This is a genomic window from Streptomyces sp. NPDC016851 (assembly GCF_055562795.1).
Genome location: NZ_JBVHEP010000046.1, coordinates 22,856 through 37,363, shown reverse-complemented (window position 1 = coordinate 37,363; position 14,508 = coordinate 22,856). Strand labels below are relative to the sequence as shown.

Genomic DNA, 14,508 nt, shown 5'->3' with positions numbered 1-14,508 from the left:
GTGCGGTGCAGTCCTAGACAGCTCCACCACACCGGAGGTCTTCGCCATGATCAAGCCCGGTCAGTGTCAACAACGCTCGTGATCAATACACCTAGGACGCGGTGAGTTCCTTGCGGAGCACCGCACACGGGCGCTTCATCTCCCGGTCCTCGCGATGGTCGATGACCTCGTAGCCGAGGGCGGTCCAGAAGGCCAGGGCCTTCGGGTTGTCGTCGAGGACGGCGAGGCGTACGGCGCTGCGGTCCGCCGCGCGGAAGCGGTCCTCCACGAGGGTGGCCAGGCGGCGGCCGTGGCCCTGGCCGTGCAGGCTCGCGTCCACCAGCAGGAGGCCGATCCACGGGTCCGGGTCGGCGGGGTCGGGGTGGTGGGCGAGGGTGATCGCGATCCCGGTCAGGAGGCCGAAGCTGCGGGCGAGCAGGACGTCGGTGCCGGGCCGGGCCCATTCCTCCGACAGGGCGTGCGCCACCTGCTCCGGGCGGACGTCGTGCGGGTCGGGGAAGTCGCCGGTGAGGGTGTGCAACGCGTGGTTGGAGGCGTAGAGGGCCGTGAGCTCCGCGAGGAGGGGTTCGGGGAGGGAGTGGCCCGGGGGTGGCGGGAGCAGCGGGTCGAGGATCACATCGGGAACGTATCGCGGGCGGTTCGGGAACGTATCGCGGGCGCGGGCGCGGGCGCGGGCGCGGGCGCGGGCGCGGGCGCGGGCGCGGGCGCGGGCGCGGGTCGGGGGTCGGGGGTCGGGGGTCGGGGACGGGGACAGGGAAGCCCCCGGGCCGGTGGACCGGCGCCGGGGGCTTCTGGCCCGCGTGAGGGCGTCCGTCAGACGTTCACGCCGAAGTCCTGGGCGATGCCGACCAGACCCGAGGCGTAGCCCTGGCCGACCGCGCGGAACTTCCACTCCGCGCCGTTGCGGTACAGCTCGCCGAAGACCATGGCCGTCTCCGTGGCCGCGTCCTCCGACAGGTCGTAGCGGGCGATCTCGGCGCCGCCGGCCTGGTTGACGATGCGGATGTAGGCGTTGCGCACCTGGCCGAAGTTCTGCGAGCGGTTCTCGGCGTCGTAGATGGACACCGGGAAGACGATCTTGTCGATGTCGGCCGGGAGGCCCGCCAGGTTGACGTTGATCGCCTCGTCGTCGCCGGCGCCCTCACCCGTGCGGTTGTCGCCGGTGTGGACGATCGTGCTGTCCGGGGTCTGCTTGTTGTTGAAGAACACGAAGTGGGCGTCCGAGTAGACCTTGCCCTGCGTGTTGACCGCGATCGCGGACGCGTCGAGGTCGAAGTCCGTGCCGGTGGTGGTGCGGACGTCCCAGCCGAGGCCCACGGTGACAGCGGTCAGGCCCGGAGCCTCCTTGGTGAGCGAGACGTTGCCACCCTTGGACAGGCTTACAGCCATTGTTGGGAGTCCCTTCCCTCGTTTACGTACGGCAAAGAAGCTACAGCTACCCCCATGAACGTGGAGAGGGGTACGCGAGGTTCCAGGTCCTTTACTTTCTTTACGCGCGATTATTCGGGTGACGTGGACCGGTCAGGAGCGGGAACATGGAGGGCATGCCTGGTCCCCACGTCATCCGCGGCTCCGTCTCCCTGCCCGAGGCCGAGCTCATCTGGCGTTTCTCCCGGTCGTCGGGGCCGGGCGGGCAGCACGTCAACACCACTGACTCGAAGGTCGAGCTCAGCTTCGACCTGGCGAAGACCGAGGCGCTGCCCGAGGTGTGGAAGCAGCGGGCCCTGGAGCGGCTGGCCGGGCGCCTGGTCGACGGAGTCGTCACCGTACGCTCCTCCGAGCACCGGTCCCAGTGGCGCAACCGCGAGGCCGCCGCCGTACGCCTCGCCGCGCTCCTCGCCGAGGCGACCGCACCCCCGCCCAAGCCCCGCAAGCCGACCCGGATCCCCCGGGGCATCAACGAGCGGCGGCTGCGCGAGAAGAAGCAGCGCTCGGAGACCAAACGGGGCCGCACCGGCCAGAACTGGGGCTAGGCGCGTTCCCTCAGGCCAGCTCGAGTACCCCTACCGTCTCGCCGCCGCTGGTCTCCCCGTTCGTCTGGAAGCCGAGCCCCAGGTAGAAACCCTCCGGGCCGGCGGGGCCGGGATGCCAGGTGACGTAGAACCGCTTGGTGCCGCGCCGGCGCAGTTCCTCCGCGACGGACTCGACGGCGAAGCGGCCGTAGCCCCTGCCCTGCTCCCCGGCCGCGATGTTCAGCCGCCACAGGCCCGAGCGCAGCACGCTGCCGTCCTCGTACCAGTCGATGTCGAGGAAGGCCATGAGGAAGCCGACCGGGCGGTCGCCGTCGACGATCAGGCGGGGCCAGGCGACCCCGGGATGCACATAGGCCTCGGCGAGCGACTTCACGACCGGGGAGACCGCGTGTTCCTGGTCGGGGCGGACGCGGATGCCGAGTGCGGAGTCGAGGTTCCCGGCGGTGATCTCTTCGAGGCGTGGACCCGTCTTTGTCATGCGCGCACCCCTAGGCGCGCCGATCACCCCGGACCACCGGGTTTTCACGTCACCCCAGGTGCCGGTACCGCCCCCGGAAGTACGTCAGCGGCCCGCCCTCGGCGCTCGGCACGCGGGCCGTCAGGACACGGCCGATGACGAGGGTGTGGTCGCCGGCCCGGACCCGCTGCTCGGTGCGGCACTCCAGGACGGCCAGGGCGCCGCCGACCAGAGGCGCGTCGGTGTACTCGCCGCGCGTGTACGGGATGTCCGCGAAGAGCAGACGGTCGCTGACGCGGCCCTTCATGGCGAAGCGGCCCGCGATGTGCCGCTGGCTCTCGGAGAGGACCGAGACCGCCCACAGGGGCTGCTCGTCGAGCAGCTCGTCCATGCGGGAGCCCTCGCGCAGGCTCACCAGCACCAGGGGCGGGTCCAGGGACACCGACATGAAGGCCGTGGCCGTCATACCCGCGTCCTCGCTGCCCGGCGCCGAGGGGTCGTCCGGGTCGAGCGGCGGCTCCTGCGCGGTCACCAGGACCACGCCCGAGGCCAGCCGGGACATGGCGGCGCGGAACTCGTCGTTGCTCACCCCCTCAGCATGCCCGGAGGCGGGCGGCGGAATGATCGCGGGCGTGACAGCGGGAGTGTTCGGCACACCCGAAACGCTAATCTCCGGCTCCGGCGCCCCGCATCGGGCTCCCGCCCGATCACGGTCCTAGGACTCCTGACAGGCTTCCGACGGGCTCCTCACGGGACCTCAGGCGGAGTCCACGCGGACCGCCGAAGGGCTTTCGGTGGTCAGGGGGAAATATATGTGCGCACCCGACAAAGTTTGCGTTCGGTAGCCGCACGTGAAGAACGCAGAAACTCCACTCAATTGTTCAGGTTTGCCTGTGACTTGAGTCACAAGGGGCATGAATTGTTGACCCTGTGTACCGAGTGAGCAGCGCGCTGTGATTCAGTGGCTGGGAAGCTGCCAGGACGATACGCCGATGAGAACCCTTGATTCGCTGCGAGGTCTCGGGGGGAGGGCGAGCATGGAGACCGAGTCGGAGCCCTACGTCCGCCTTGCCTCCCTGCGGCAACTGCACCAGGTCATGGCCGACATGAACACGGCCCGCAGCCTGGCGGACACACTGCAGACCGTCGCGGAGGGCGTCGTCGCCGCCCTCGGGTACGAGCTGGCGTGCGTGAACCTCGTACGGCCCGACGGCGACCTCGTCGTCGCCGCCTTCGCCGGGAACCCGGCCGCCGAGGCCCTCATCACCGGCCGCGTCGGCTCACGCGAGTCCTGGGAACGCCGCCTCGGCATGGGCGAGCACTGGGGCGACCTGGTGTTCATACCGCACACCGAGGGCTGGGTCCTCGACGACGACGACGTCCCGCAGTGGTACACCGACGGCCCCGCCCCCCGCTTCGACGACGAGTGGCACCCGGCCGACCGGCTCTTCGCCCCGATGTACGCACCCGGCCCGCAGGGCAACGCGGCCTGCGGCGAGCTGATCGGCGTGCTGTCCGTGGACCGGCCGCGCAACGGCCGCCGCCCCGGCGCCTGGGGCCGCGAGGCGCTCCAGATGTACGCCTTCCAGGCCGCCATCGCGATCAGCAACGCCCGGCTGCGCGCCAACATGCAGCGGGCGCTCGTCCGGCTGGAGCGTGAGCAGCAGGCGCTGCGGGCCAGTGAGGAAAGCTTCAGGCAGGCCTTCGAGTACGCCCCGTCCGGCATGGCCATCGCCGAGATGGGCGGCGACCAGCACGGCCGGATCCTGCGCACCAACGACGCCCTGTGCCGGCTGCTCGGCCGCCCCGCCTCCGCGATGCGCCGCTACTCGTTCTCCGACCTGGTCCACCCCGAGGACATAGGCACGCTCCTGCGCACCTCCGCCGAGGGCGGCCGCGCCGAGCTCCGCCTCGGCCGCCGGGACGGCACCTACGTCTGGGTCAGCCTGCGCAACAGCGTGGTCGCGGACGCCGCCGACGGCCCGCGCTTCCTCCTCACCCACGTCGAGGACATCGAGGAGCGCAAGCGCCGCGAGCTCCAGCTCGCCCACCGCGCCTCCCACGACTCGCTCACGGGCCTGCCGAACTCCGCCGAGCTGCGCTCCCGCCTCTCCGCCCGGCTGTGCCAGCGCGCAGCGCCCACGCACCCCGGCATCGTCGAGTCCCACGACGCGGCCTTCGGCCACCCCGCCTTCGACGCGATCGGCCACGCCTTCGACGCCGGTCCGAGCACCGAGCCGTTCGACGCCTACGACCACCATGTGCACACCGTCGCCCCGGACGGCGACCACGACGACGGCACCAAGGGCCTCGCCGTCCTCTTCTGCGACCTCGACGGCTTCAAGTCGATCAACGACCGGTTCGGGCACAACGCGGGTGACGCGGTTCTCATCGAGGTCGCCCGCCGGCTGAGCAACGGCGTCCGCGACGGCGACACCGTCGCCCGGCTCGGGGGTGACGAATTCGTCATCCTCGCCGACGGGCTCGGCCGCGCCGACGCGCAGGACCTCGCGGTCCGCCTGCGCAACGAGATCATCCAGCCCATCCGCGCCGAGGGCCGGGCCGTCCGGGTCGGCGCCAGCTTCGGCATCGGATGGGCACACTGTGGAATGACGGCGGACGAAGTGTTGAAATCCGCTGACGAGCGGATGTACGTCGAGAAACGATCTCGTCCCAAACAACACAGACGCGCCGGGTGAGGCCCAGGTCAGCGAGTTGATGCGGTCTGAGTCACCCGTTTGGGTCACTGGGAGCGGGTAGGCTCGCCCTCTGCTTCATGTACCGCATTGCACCGCACCTGACTGAGGAGACCAAGGGATGACGCCCGGCAACAACGGCGCGAGCACGCCCGAGGACGACGACCCGTTCGGTTATCTCTACGCCGACGGGCAGGCCAACGGGGCCCAGCCGCCGTCCGGGGGCTACGGCTACCCGAACTCGGTCAACCGGGTGCGGGCGGTCGGCACACGCCAGTACGGCCAGCAGCCGCAGGCGAGCCAGACCGCACCGTACGGCCAGGTCCCGCAGCAGAGCGCTCCCGGCCGGCCGAACGCGCACTACGCGGCACCGGAGACACTGCCCGGCGGCGCGCCCACCGCGCAGCAGCAGGTGCCCGGCGGCGGTGGCGGCGGCCGTGGTGGCCGCGGGCCGAACACCAAGGGTCTGCTGATCGGCGCGATCGCGGTGGTCGCCGCGGTCGTCATCGGTATCGGCGTGGCCATGCTGGGCGGCGAGAAGGACAAGGACAACCCCGACGACCAGGCGGGCACGGCGCCGACGCAGTCCCAGAACGCGAAGCCGAGCCCTTCGGCGAGCAGCAGTGGTGCGGCGAGCGAGGAGGATCTCCCGGCTGCCGACGCCAAGACCCTCAGGCTCTCGCCCGGTATGACGACCGCCACGGACGTCAAGGGGGCCAAGGCCGCCGGCGGTGTCTACGTCACGGGGTTCAACCAGGTCGGTGCCTCGGTGACCTGGACCGTCAACGGCATCCCGAAGGCGGGCAAGTACAGCCTGTTCGTCGGCTACAGCGTGCCCGGCAAGGACCAGAACGCCACTCTCACGGTCAACGGCACGCCTTCCGACCGACCGGTCGGCCTGAAGAACTGGGCGGGCGGCCCCGAGGGCGATTTCGAGAAGGGCTGGACGAAGACCTACAACTACATGCAGCTCAACAAGGGCACCAACACGATCAAGGTTTCCTGCGAGCAGGGCAACCAGTGTGACGCTCTCCTCGACCGGATGTGGCTGGTCAAGGGCTGGGTCAAGAGCTGACCTTCAGGCCGCCGACGCCTCGCCGGTCACCGTCACCCGCTCCAGCAGCTCCTCGTACGTCGCCCGGTCGAACGCGCCCGCGACGGGGGCCAGGACCGTCGCTGTGGAGAGGGCTGTCGCCCGGATCAGGCGATCCGGCCAGGACAGGTGTTCGACCAGGCCCGACAGCAGGCCCGCGACCGCCGAGTCGCCCGCGCCTGTCGGGTTGCCTCGGACGGAGGCCGGTGGGGTGGCTCGCCAGCGGCCGTCCCGGGTGGCGGCGAGGAGGCCTTCCGGGCCCAGGGACGCCACGACCGCGGCCGCGCCCCGGCGGCGGGCGTCCTGCGTGGCGCGCAGGGGCTCGTGGGAGCCGGTGAGTTCCGCCAGTTCGTCGGCGTTCGGTTTGATGATGTCCGGGCGGGCCGCGACGCCCCGGCGCAGGGCTTCGCCGCTCGTGTCCAGGAGGACCGGGACACCGGCGGCACGGGCCGTACGGACCAGGCCGGCATACGCACCGACCGGCACGCCCGGGGGCAGGCTGCCGCACAGGGCCACCGCCGAGGCGGACGGCAGCAGGTCCTCGTAGGCCTCCTGGAAGGCCGACCATTCGGCGGGCGTCACCATCGGGCCCGGTTCGTTGAGCTGCGTCGTGTCGCCGGTCTGCTCGTCGACCACGGCGATCGTGCGGCGGGTCGCGCCCGAGACCGGGACCAGCGCGTCCACCACGCCCGGCACCGCCGCGAGCAGCTCCTGCACGACCCGTCCCGTCGCCCCGCCCGTGAAGCCGGTCACCGTCACCTCGTGCCCGAGCGCGGCGAGCACCCGGGCCACGTTGACGCCCTTGCCGCCGGGGCGTTCCGTCACCTCGGAGACGCGGTGGGAGGCGTGCGGCCGGAGGGACCGGACGCGGTAGGTGATGTCGAGAGCGGTGTTCAGCGTGACCGTGAGGATCACCTGGGCCGACCTCCCCCGAGAATGCGCTTGCCGCCGTGAACGTTCAGGTAGTCCGATCATGCCAAAGAGACGGCGGTCGGCCCAGTCCTGGAGTCGGCCACCGTCTCCCTACCGCGGGACGGATCAGCGCAGTTGGGGACCGACCACCCATTCGCCGCGGCGCATCACGCCCCTGAGCTCGTAGTCCGCGTCCAGGAGCACCAGATCCGCGTCCTTGCCGGGCTCCAGGGAGCCGATCCGGTCGTCCATGCCGAGGAGGCGGGCCGGGGTGGCCGAGAGGGCCGTCACCGCGTCCTCGACGGACAGGCCGTCGACGGTGACCGCCCGCTTGAAGGCGCGGTCCAGGGTGAGGGTCGAGCCGGCGATCGTGCCGTCCGTCAGCAGGCGGGCCACGCCGTCCGCGACCTCCACTTCCAGCGGGCCCAGCCAGTACCGCCCGTCGCCGAAACCGGCCGCGTCCATCGCGTCCGTGATGAACGCCACCCGGTCCGCGCCCGCGCGGTGGAACGCCAGCTGGAGTGCGGCCGGGTGCAGATGCGTGCCGTCGTCGATCAGCTCGATGGTGATCCGGTCGTCCTCCAGGAGCGCGGCGATCGGGCCGGGGGAGCGGTGGCCGAGCGGCGGCATCGCGTTGAACAGGTGGGTGGCGACCGTCGCGCCCGCGTCGATGGCCTCGACCGTCTGCTCGTACGTCGCGTCGGTGTGGCCGATCGCCGCGATCACGCCGTGTTCGGCCAGGAGGCGTACGGAGTCGGTGCCGCCGGGCAGCTCGGTGGCCAGCGTGACCATCGTCGCCCTGCCCCGGGCCGCGTCGATCAGCTTGCGGACCTCCGCCGGGTCCGGGTCGCGCAGCAGTGCCTCGGAGTGCGCGCCCTTGCGGCAGGGAGAGATGAACGGGCCCTCGAAGTGGATGCCGGCGATCTCGCCCTGCTCGGCCAGTTCGCTCAGCAGGCCGGCGCGCTGGGTGAGGAAGTCCATGTCGCCGGTGACGGTCGAGGCGACCAGGGTGGTCGTGCCGTGCAGGCGGTGGGTGTGGATGCCCTTGAGGATGTCCTCGACCGACCCGGAGGTGAAGGAGGCTCCGCCGCCGCCGTGGTTGTGGATGTCGATGAAGCCGGGGACTACGTAGTGTCCCGTTACGTCGATGACCTGGGCGTTCTCCGGTGCTGTGGTGGCGATGCGGGTGCCGTCGATGGTCACCCGGCCGTTTTCGATGGTTCCAGTGGGGAGGACGACGGTCGCGCCGGTGAGGACCGTGGGCTGTCCGGCCGTTGTGGGGTGCCGGTATGTGGGGGCTGGTCGCGCAGTTCCCCGCGCCCCTGGGGCATCGGTCATCAGGGAGTTACCTCCATACGGTCGGTTCGGTCGAGGAGATCCCATGCCAGGAGCCCGGCGCCCAGGCATCCGGCCGTGTCACCCAGAGCCGCGGGGACGAGCGTCGGCAGTTTCTGGAAGGTGATGCGGCGACGGATGGCTTCCCGTAGCGGTGTGAACAGGGTTTCTCCCGCCTCGGCGAGGCCACCGCCGATGATCAGGACCCGTGGGTCCAGCAAGGTGAGGGCCGTGACCAGGCCGTCGGCCAAAGCGTCCACGGCGTCCCGCCAGACCGCCCGGGCCCTCGCATCGCCCGACTCGACGGCCTTCGCGCAGTCCGCCGCGTCCGCGTCCGGGGCGCCGGAGGCCGTCGCCCAGGCCTCGCTCACCGCCGCCGCCGAGGAGAAACGCTCCAGGCAGCCGCGCTGGCCGCAGGGGCACAGGGCCCCGCCGGGGCGTACGACGATGTGGCCGATCTCGCCCGCGAAGCCGTGCGCGCCCGCCTCGACCCGGCCATCGACGCCGATGGCGCCCGCGATGCCGGTGCCCAGCGCGACGAACAGGAACCGGTCCGCGCCCCGGCCCGCACCGATGCGGCCCTCGGCGAGGCCGCCGGTGCGCACGTCATGGCCTAGGGCGACGGGGATGCCCAGCCGCTCCGCCAGCAGATCGCGCAGGGGGACGTCGCGCCAGCCCAGGTTCGCGGCGTAGGCGGCGACGCCCCGCGCCTCGTCGACGATGCCGGGCACGGCCACGCCGGCGGCCGACGCGGGCGTGCCGAACTGCTCGGCGCCGTACGCGCGCAGCTCGGCGGCGAAGTCGAGGATGCCCGCGACCACGGCGTCCGGTCCGTGCTCGCGGCCGGTGGGGCGGCGGGCCCGGTGCAGCAGCTCGCCCTGCGGACCGGCCAGAGCGGCCTTCATCCCGGTGCCGCCCACGTCGAGGGCGATGACATGTCTCACGTGGACAGTGTGACCCGGGGACCCGCAAGAGGTCTAGTCCACTCACGTGGTGTAGACCTTGTTCCGATTATCGAAAGCTTTCGTCGGCGGTCACGCCAGGGTTGGGGAAGAACAGCGGTGCAGCGGCGGTGGATGGCAGGAACGATCGCGGTGGTGTCCGCACTGGGCATGACGGCGGTCCTGGGCGGCTGTGGCGTGACGGGCGGCTCGGCCGACGTGACCCTGAAGCTGGTCGCCGCCGACTACGGAGACAGTGCGGCCAACAGCTCCAAGAAGTACTGGGACAAGCTCGTCGAGGAGTACGAGGCCGACCACCCCGGCGTCAAGATCGACGTCAGTGTCTACTCGTGGAACGACGTCGACCGCAAGGTCAGGGAGATGGTCGCCGCCGGTGACCCGCCCGACATGGCGCAGATCGGCGCGTACGCCGACTACGCCGCGCAGAACCAGCTCTACAAGGCCGACGACCTGCTCTCCATACCCGTGCAGGCCGACTTCGTCGGGCAACTGGCCTCCGCGGGACAGGTCAAGGGCGTGCAGTACGGCATGCCGTTCGCCTCCTCCACCCGCGTGCTCTTCTACAACAAGACCCTCTTCGCCAAGGCCGGCATCACCCCGCCCAAGACCTGGGACGACCTGGCCGACGACGCCGAGGCGCTCAAGGACGAGGGCGTGAAGTACCCCTACGCGCTGCCCCTCGGCCCGGAGGAGGCGCAGGCCGAGACCCTGCAGTGGATGCTCAGCGGCGGGGGCGGCTACACCGACAGCGTCGACAGCTACGGCATCGACTCCCCGGAGAACATCGACACCTTCTCCTGGCTGAAGAACGAACTGGTCGCCAAGGAGCTGACCGGGCCGGTCGCGCCCGGCGAGCTGAACCGGGCCGCCGCGTTCGCCGCCTTCGCCAAGGGCGAGGTCGGCATGCTCAATGGCCACCCGTCCCTGATGAAGATCGCCGCAAAGCACGGCGTCGAGTACGGCATGGTGCCGACCCCCGGCAAGGAGGGGCCGAGCAAGTCCACCCTCGGTGTCGCCGACTGGATGACGGCCTTCCGGAAGAACGGCCACCAGGACCAGGTCGGCGACTTCCTCGACTTCGTCTACAGCGAGAAGAACGTGCTGGCCTTCTCCCGCGAGTACGACCTGCTGCCGGTCACCAGCTCCGCGTCCCAGGCCATGGCCGACTCCGGCCGGGACCGGCACCTCAAGCCGTTCCTGGAGGAACTGGTGGCCTCCGAGCTCTACCCGGTCGGCAAGACCTCCTGGGCCGACGTCAGCGCCGAGGTGAAGAAGCAGATCGGCAAGGCCGTCGCGCCCACCGGGAGCCCCTCGGGCGTCCTGGGCCACCTCCAGGCGGCGGCGACCCGGGCGGAGAGCGCGGAGTAGACCCGCTGTCGGTGGCGGGCGTTACGGTGCCTGGCATGGACGAGGACACGGGTGACGAGCGGCTCGGGCGCAGGGAGCGGGACATCCTGGCGCTCGAACGCCGTGGTTTCTCCGGGCCCGGCGCGAAGGAACGGGCCGTACGGGAGGAGCTGGGCCTCGCGCCGGTGCGCTACTACCAGCTCCTCAACGCCCTGCTGGACGACCCCCGGGCCCTGGCCCACGACCCGGTGACGGTCAACCGGCTGCGGCGGATCCGGGAGACGCGCCGGGCCGAGCGTTAGGGGTCCTTTCAGCACGAGCGCCCGATGAGGCCGCGTCAGCCGAGCCGGTCCGCCAGTTCGCGCAGCAGGCGTACGACACCCTCCGGGCCGTCCACCACCACGTCCGCCCGTTCCCTCAGCTCGGTCACCTCGTCGCTGCCGCTGCACACCAGCAGGCCCGGGGTGCCGTCCGAGCGGAGCGTGTCGACGGCCGAGTAGGCGGGCAGGTCGCCCAGGTCGTCGCCGGCGAAGAGGACGGACCCGGCGCCGATCTCCCGGGCGAACCCGGTGAGGGCGGCGCCCTTGTCCATGCCGGGCGGCCGGAGTTCGAGGACCATGCGGCCGGGCTCCACGATCAGGCCGTGGCGGCCGGCCAGGCCGGCGAGCGGATCGCGCAGGGAGTCCAGCGTGGTCTGCGGGTCGGCGGCCCGGCGGGTGTGCACCGCCACGGACCGGCCCTTGTCCTCGATCCAGGTCCCCTGCGACGCGCCGAACCGGTCGAGGAGCTCGGGCAGCTCGGTGCGCACGGCGGCGACGCCCGGATACGGCTCGGGGGCGCGGAGCTCGCCGGTGCGGGCGTCCCAGCGTTCGGCGCCGTAGTGGCCGAGGACGACGAGGTGTTCCAGGCCAGGGACGTCCGCGAAGCCGCCGTTGCGCACCGCGACCTCGGCGGGCCGCCCGGTGATCACCGCCACGGCGGCCACCTTCGGCGCGAGCGCGGCCAGCGCGGGGACGGCCTCCGGGTGGGCCCGGGCCTGCTCGGGGTCGGCCACGATCGGCGCGAGCGTCCCGTCGAAGTCGAGGCCGATCAGCGCCCGGCCGGGGCGGTCGAGGAGGGCGTCCAGACCCTCCTGGCCCGCCTTCGTCGTGGGAGGGGGCAGCGGCTGCGACGCCGGCGTGGTGCTGCTCATCCGCCGCTCAGCCCCTCAACGCGTCGAGCTGGTCCAGGAACCACTGCGTCGGCGGCAGCGCGGTCGCCGCCGCTGCCAGCCGCTTGCTGCGCTCGGCCCGTTCCTCCGGGCGCATCGACAGCGCCTCGTGCAGGGCCGCCGCCGTCCCCGTCACGTCGTACGGGTTCACCACGATCGCGTCCTCGCCCAGCTCCTCGAACGCCCCGGCCTCCCGCGACAGCACCAGGGCGCAGCCCTCGTCGGAGACGACCGGGACCTCCTTGGCGACGAGGTTCATGCCGTCCCGGATGGGGTTGACGAGGGCCACGTCGGCCAGCCGGTACGCGGCCAGGGAGCGGGCGAAGTCGTCCTTGAGGTTGAGGACGACCGGGGTCCACCCCGGCGTCCCGAACTCGGCGTTGATCTCCTCCGAGACCCGCCGCACCTCGGCCGTGTACTCCCGGTACACCGCGAGGTCCTGGCGCGAGGGATAGGCGAAGGCCACGTGCACCACGCGCTCGCGCCACTCGGCGTGGGTCTGAAGCAGCCGGCGGTAGGCCAGCAGGCCGCGCACGATGTTCTTCGACAGCTCCGTGCGGTCGACCCGGACGATGGTGCGGCGGCCCTCGCCGATCTCCTCCCGGAGCGCGGCCATCCGCTCCTCCACGTCCTGCTCGTGCGACCGCTTCCGCAGGAAGTCCGCGTCGGCCCCGAGCCCATGCACGCCGATCCGCGTGCCCCCGAGCCCGCCGGCGAACTGCTCGGCGCACGCGGTGAACGCGTCCGCCCAGCGCTGCGTGAGGAAGCCCAGCCGGTCCGCGCCCAGCATGCCGCGCAGCACCTGCCCGGCCACGTCGTCCGGCAGCATCCGGAAGTACTCGGGCGGCGCCCACGGCGTGTGCGAGAAGTGGCCGATCCTCAGGTCCGGGCGCAGCTCGCGGAGCATGCCCGGCACCAGCGTGAGGTGGTAGTCCTGCACCACGACCGCCGCGCCCTGCCCCGCCTCCTCGGCCAGCGCCTCGGCGAACGCCCGGTTGTACGTCTCGTAGGACGCCCACTGGCGCCGGAACTCCGCGTCGAAGACCGGCTCCAGCGGCGTCTGGTAGATCATGTGGTGCACGAACCACAGCACCGAGTTGGCGATGCCGTTGTACGCGTCCGCGTGCACGTCGGCCGGGATGTCCAGCATCCGCACGCCGTCCTCGCCGACGCCCCGCCGGACCGCCTCCCGGTCGCCGTCGGACAGCGCCGAGCACACCCACAGCGCGTCCGCGTCCGAGCCGATCGCGGACAGCCCCGAGACCAGCCCGCCGCCACCCCGCTTGGCGTTCAGCGAACCGTCATCGCCCACCGCGTACGAGACCGGACCGCGGTTGGACGCCACCAGCACCTGTGCAGCACCGTACGTCGAAGCCATACGCCTCAACCTAGCCCGGCCCGGAAACGCTCAAACGTGCGGCCCCGCCCCACCCGGCCGAAAACGACCCCGGTCAGGCCGCTCTCCGCGCCTGGTACTCGGCGATCTCCACCATCGGCGGACGCTCCTCGGTGTCCACGGAGTACGTGCGCGGCTCGAAGCCGTCGCCGCCCCGCTCGAACTGTGTCAGGGACGGCCGGATCAGATGCCCGCGGGCCAGCCGCAGCTGGGCCGTGCGGTAGATCGCGGCGGCCATCCGGCCCAGCGCCTGCCCGTCCTGGTGCCGGTGCTTGCGCACCCCGACGTCCACCTGGGCGAGGGCGTCCAGGCCCACCAGGTGCAGCGCGTCGACCAGCATGCCCAGCTCGACGCCGTACCCGACGGGGAACGGCAGCTGCTCCAGCAGCGAGCGGCGGGCCGCGTACTCGCCGCCGAGCGGCTGCACGAACCCGGCCAGCTGTGGCCAGTGCATGTTCAGCAGCGGGCGGGCCATCAGCTCCGTGACCCGGCCGCCCTGCCCGGCGGTGCCTCCGAGGGGACGGTCGTACATGCCCTTCACCAGGTCGATGTCCGGGTCGGTGAGCAGCGGGCCCACGATCCCGGAGACGAAGTCGGACGAGAAGTCCTTCAGGTCCGCGTCGATGAAGCAGACGATGTCCCCGCGCGTGACGAGCAGGGAGCGCCACAGCACCTCGCCCTTGCCCGGCACGGCGGGGATCCGCGGGATGATCTCGTCGCGGTGCACCACCGTCGCGCCCGCGGCGGCGGCCACCTCCGACGTGCGGTCGGTCGACCCCGAGTCGACGACGACCAGCTCGTCGACGAGCGGGACCTGCCGCATCAGGTCGTGACGGATGATCGCGGCGATGTCACCGACCGTCTCCTCCTCGTTGAGCGCGGGCAGCACCACACTCACCGTCTGGCCCGTGCGCTGCTTGGCGGCCAGAATCTGGTGGAGCGGACGATCGGTCGCTGACCAGGAACGGGTGCTCAGCCAGCGCTCGACTTCTTCCAGCACCGTGGCGGCTCCTCTGCGTACTCTCGGCGGGACGGACTGCCCGCCGCGGTAGCGGCTGATGGGTACAGTCATCTCGCGGTTCGGACGACTATCTCAACTGTCCTGGTCGTCGGTTACAGTCTTGAAC

15 protein-coding genes are annotated in these 14,508 nt (G+C 71.6%); 5 read left to right on the top strand and 10 right to left on the bottom strand.

The window, feature by feature from the left end:
• Positions 1 to 91: 91 nt before the first annotated feature.
• Together ACZ3I3_RS40640 and ACZ3I3_RS40635 are read right to left on the bottom strand one after the other, a co-directional pair.
• Complete coding sequence (locus ACZ3I3_RS40640) at positions 92 to 616, bottom strand: GNAT family N-acetyltransferase (RefSeq protein WP_467372876.1); 525 nt, start codon at positions 614 to 616, stop codon at positions 92 to 94.
• Positions 617 to 813: 197 nt separating this feature from the next.
• Positions 814 to 1,389, bottom strand: a complete 576-nt coding sequence (locus ACZ3I3_RS40635) for a TerD family protein (protein WP_037709701.1) — start codon at positions 1,387 to 1,389, stop codon at positions 814 to 816.
• 146 nt (positions 1,390 to 1,535) lie between these two features.
• Between ACZ3I3_RS40635 and arfB the strand changes: the two genes are divergently transcribed.
• Positions 1,536 to 1,973 carry an alternative ribosome rescue aminoacyl-tRNA hydrolase ArfB gene (gene arfB, locus ACZ3I3_RS40630; protein WP_467372874.1) on the top strand — a complete coding sequence of 146 codons (438 nt, stop codon included), beginning with the start codon at positions 1,536 to 1,538 and terminating at the stop codon, positions 1,971 to 1,973.
• Positions 1,974 to 1,983: 10 nt separating this feature from the next.
• Here arfB and ACZ3I3_RS40625 read toward each other — a convergent pair whose 3' ends face one another.
• On the bottom strand, positions 1,984 to 2,451 hold the full coding sequence (locus tag ACZ3I3_RS40625) for a GNAT family N-acetyltransferase (RefSeq protein WP_467372872.1): 468 nt from the start codon (positions 2,449 to 2,451) through the stop codon (positions 1,984 to 1,986).
• A 49-nt stretch (positions 2,452 to 2,500) separates the two neighbouring features.
• Positions 2,501 to 3,085 carry a flavin reductase family protein gene (locus tag ACZ3I3_RS40620; protein WP_467372871.1) on the bottom strand — a complete coding sequence of 195 codons (585 nt, stop codon included), beginning with the start codon at positions 3,083 to 3,085 and terminating at the stop codon, positions 2,501 to 2,503.
• 382 nt (positions 3,086 to 3,467) lie between these two features.
• On the opposite strand from ACZ3I3_RS40620, the gene cdgB reads away from it, so the two are divergent.
• Both cdgB and ACZ3I3_RS40610 read left to right on the top strand, forming a co-directional pair.
• The gene (gene cdgB / locus ACZ3I3_RS40615; protein ID WP_467372870.1) at positions 3,468 to 5,129 is read left to right on the top strand and encodes a diguanylate cyclase CdgB; all 1,662 of its coding nucleotides are present in this window, start codon (positions 3,468 to 3,470) and stop codon (positions 5,127 to 5,129) included.
• Positions 5,130 to 5,247: 118 nt separating this feature from the next.
• Positions 5,248 to 6,201 carry a CBM35 domain-containing protein gene (locus ACZ3I3_RS40610; protein ID WP_467372868.1) on the top strand — a complete coding sequence of 318 codons (954 nt, stop codon included), beginning with the start codon at positions 5,248 to 5,250 and terminating at the stop codon, positions 6,199 to 6,201.
• A 3-nt stretch (positions 6,202 to 6,204) separates the two neighbouring features.
• Here ACZ3I3_RS40610 and ACZ3I3_RS40605 read toward each other — a convergent pair whose 3' ends face one another.
• The 3 genes from ACZ3I3_RS40605 to ACZ3I3_RS40595 all read right to left on the bottom strand — a co-directional run bounded on the left by ACZ3I3_RS40605 (position 6,205) and on the right by ACZ3I3_RS40595 (position 9,410).
• On the bottom strand, positions 6,205 to 7,134 hold the full coding sequence (locus tag ACZ3I3_RS40605) for a 1-phosphofructokinase family hexose kinase (protein ID WP_467372866.1): 930 nt from the start codon (positions 7,132 to 7,134) through the stop codon (positions 6,205 to 6,207).
• Between the two features lie 123 nt (positions 7,135 to 7,257).
• On the bottom strand, positions 7,258 to 8,469 hold the full coding sequence (gene nagA, locus ACZ3I3_RS40600; protein WP_467372864.1) for an N-acetylglucosamine-6-phosphate deacetylase: 1,212 nt from the start codon (positions 8,467 to 8,469) through the stop codon (positions 7,258 to 7,260).
• Positions 8,469 to 9,410 (bottom strand): ROK family protein, encoded by a 942-nt coding sequence (locus ACZ3I3_RS40595; protein WP_467372863.1) that lies wholly within the window; start codon positions 9,408 to 9,410, stop codon positions 8,469 to 8,471. The genes nagA and ACZ3I3_RS40595 overlap by 1 nt, the downstream gene beginning before the upstream one ends.
• Before the next feature lie 132 nt (positions 9,411 to 9,542).
• On the opposite strand from ACZ3I3_RS40595, the gene ACZ3I3_RS40590 reads away from it, so the two are divergent.
• Together ACZ3I3_RS40590 and ACZ3I3_RS40585 are read left to right on the top strand one after the other, a co-directional pair.
• On the top strand, positions 9,543 to 10,796 hold the full coding sequence (locus ACZ3I3_RS40590; protein WP_467372862.1) for an ABC transporter substrate-binding protein: 1,254 nt from the start codon (positions 9,543 to 9,545) through the stop codon (positions 10,794 to 10,796).
• A gap of 35 nt (positions 10,797 to 10,831) precedes the next feature.
• Complete coding sequence (locus tag ACZ3I3_RS40585) at positions 10,832 to 11,077, top strand: DUF3263 domain-containing protein (protein ID WP_150481622.1); 246 nt, start codon at positions 10,832 to 10,834, stop codon at positions 11,075 to 11,077.
• A 35-nt stretch (positions 11,078 to 11,112) separates the two neighbouring features.
• Here the strand turns inward: ACZ3I3_RS40585 and otsB are convergent, their stop codons facing one another.
• The 3 genes from otsB to ACZ3I3_RS40570 all read right to left on the bottom strand — a co-directional run bounded on the left by otsB (position 11,113) and on the right by ACZ3I3_RS40570 (position 14,381).
• The gene (gene otsB / locus ACZ3I3_RS40580; protein ID WP_467372861.1) at positions 11,113 to 11,967 is read right to left on the bottom strand and encodes a trehalose-phosphatase; all 855 of its coding nucleotides are present in this window, start codon (positions 11,965 to 11,967) and stop codon (positions 11,113 to 11,115) included.
• Positions 11,968 to 11,974: 7 nt separating this feature from the next.
• Positions 11,975 to 13,363 (bottom strand): alpha,alpha-trehalose-phosphate synthase (UDP-forming), encoded by a 1,389-nt coding sequence (locus ACZ3I3_RS40575; protein ID WP_467372860.1) that lies wholly within the window; start codon positions 13,361 to 13,363, stop codon positions 11,975 to 11,977.
• 73 nt (positions 13,364 to 13,436) lie between these two features.
• The gene (locus ACZ3I3_RS40570) at positions 13,437 to 14,381 is read right to left on the bottom strand and encodes a glucosyl-3-phosphoglycerate synthase (RefSeq protein ID WP_467372879.1); all 945 of its coding nucleotides are present in this window, start codon (positions 14,379 to 14,381) and stop codon (positions 13,437 to 13,439) included.
• Positions 14,382 to 14,508 lie beyond the last annotated feature (127 nt).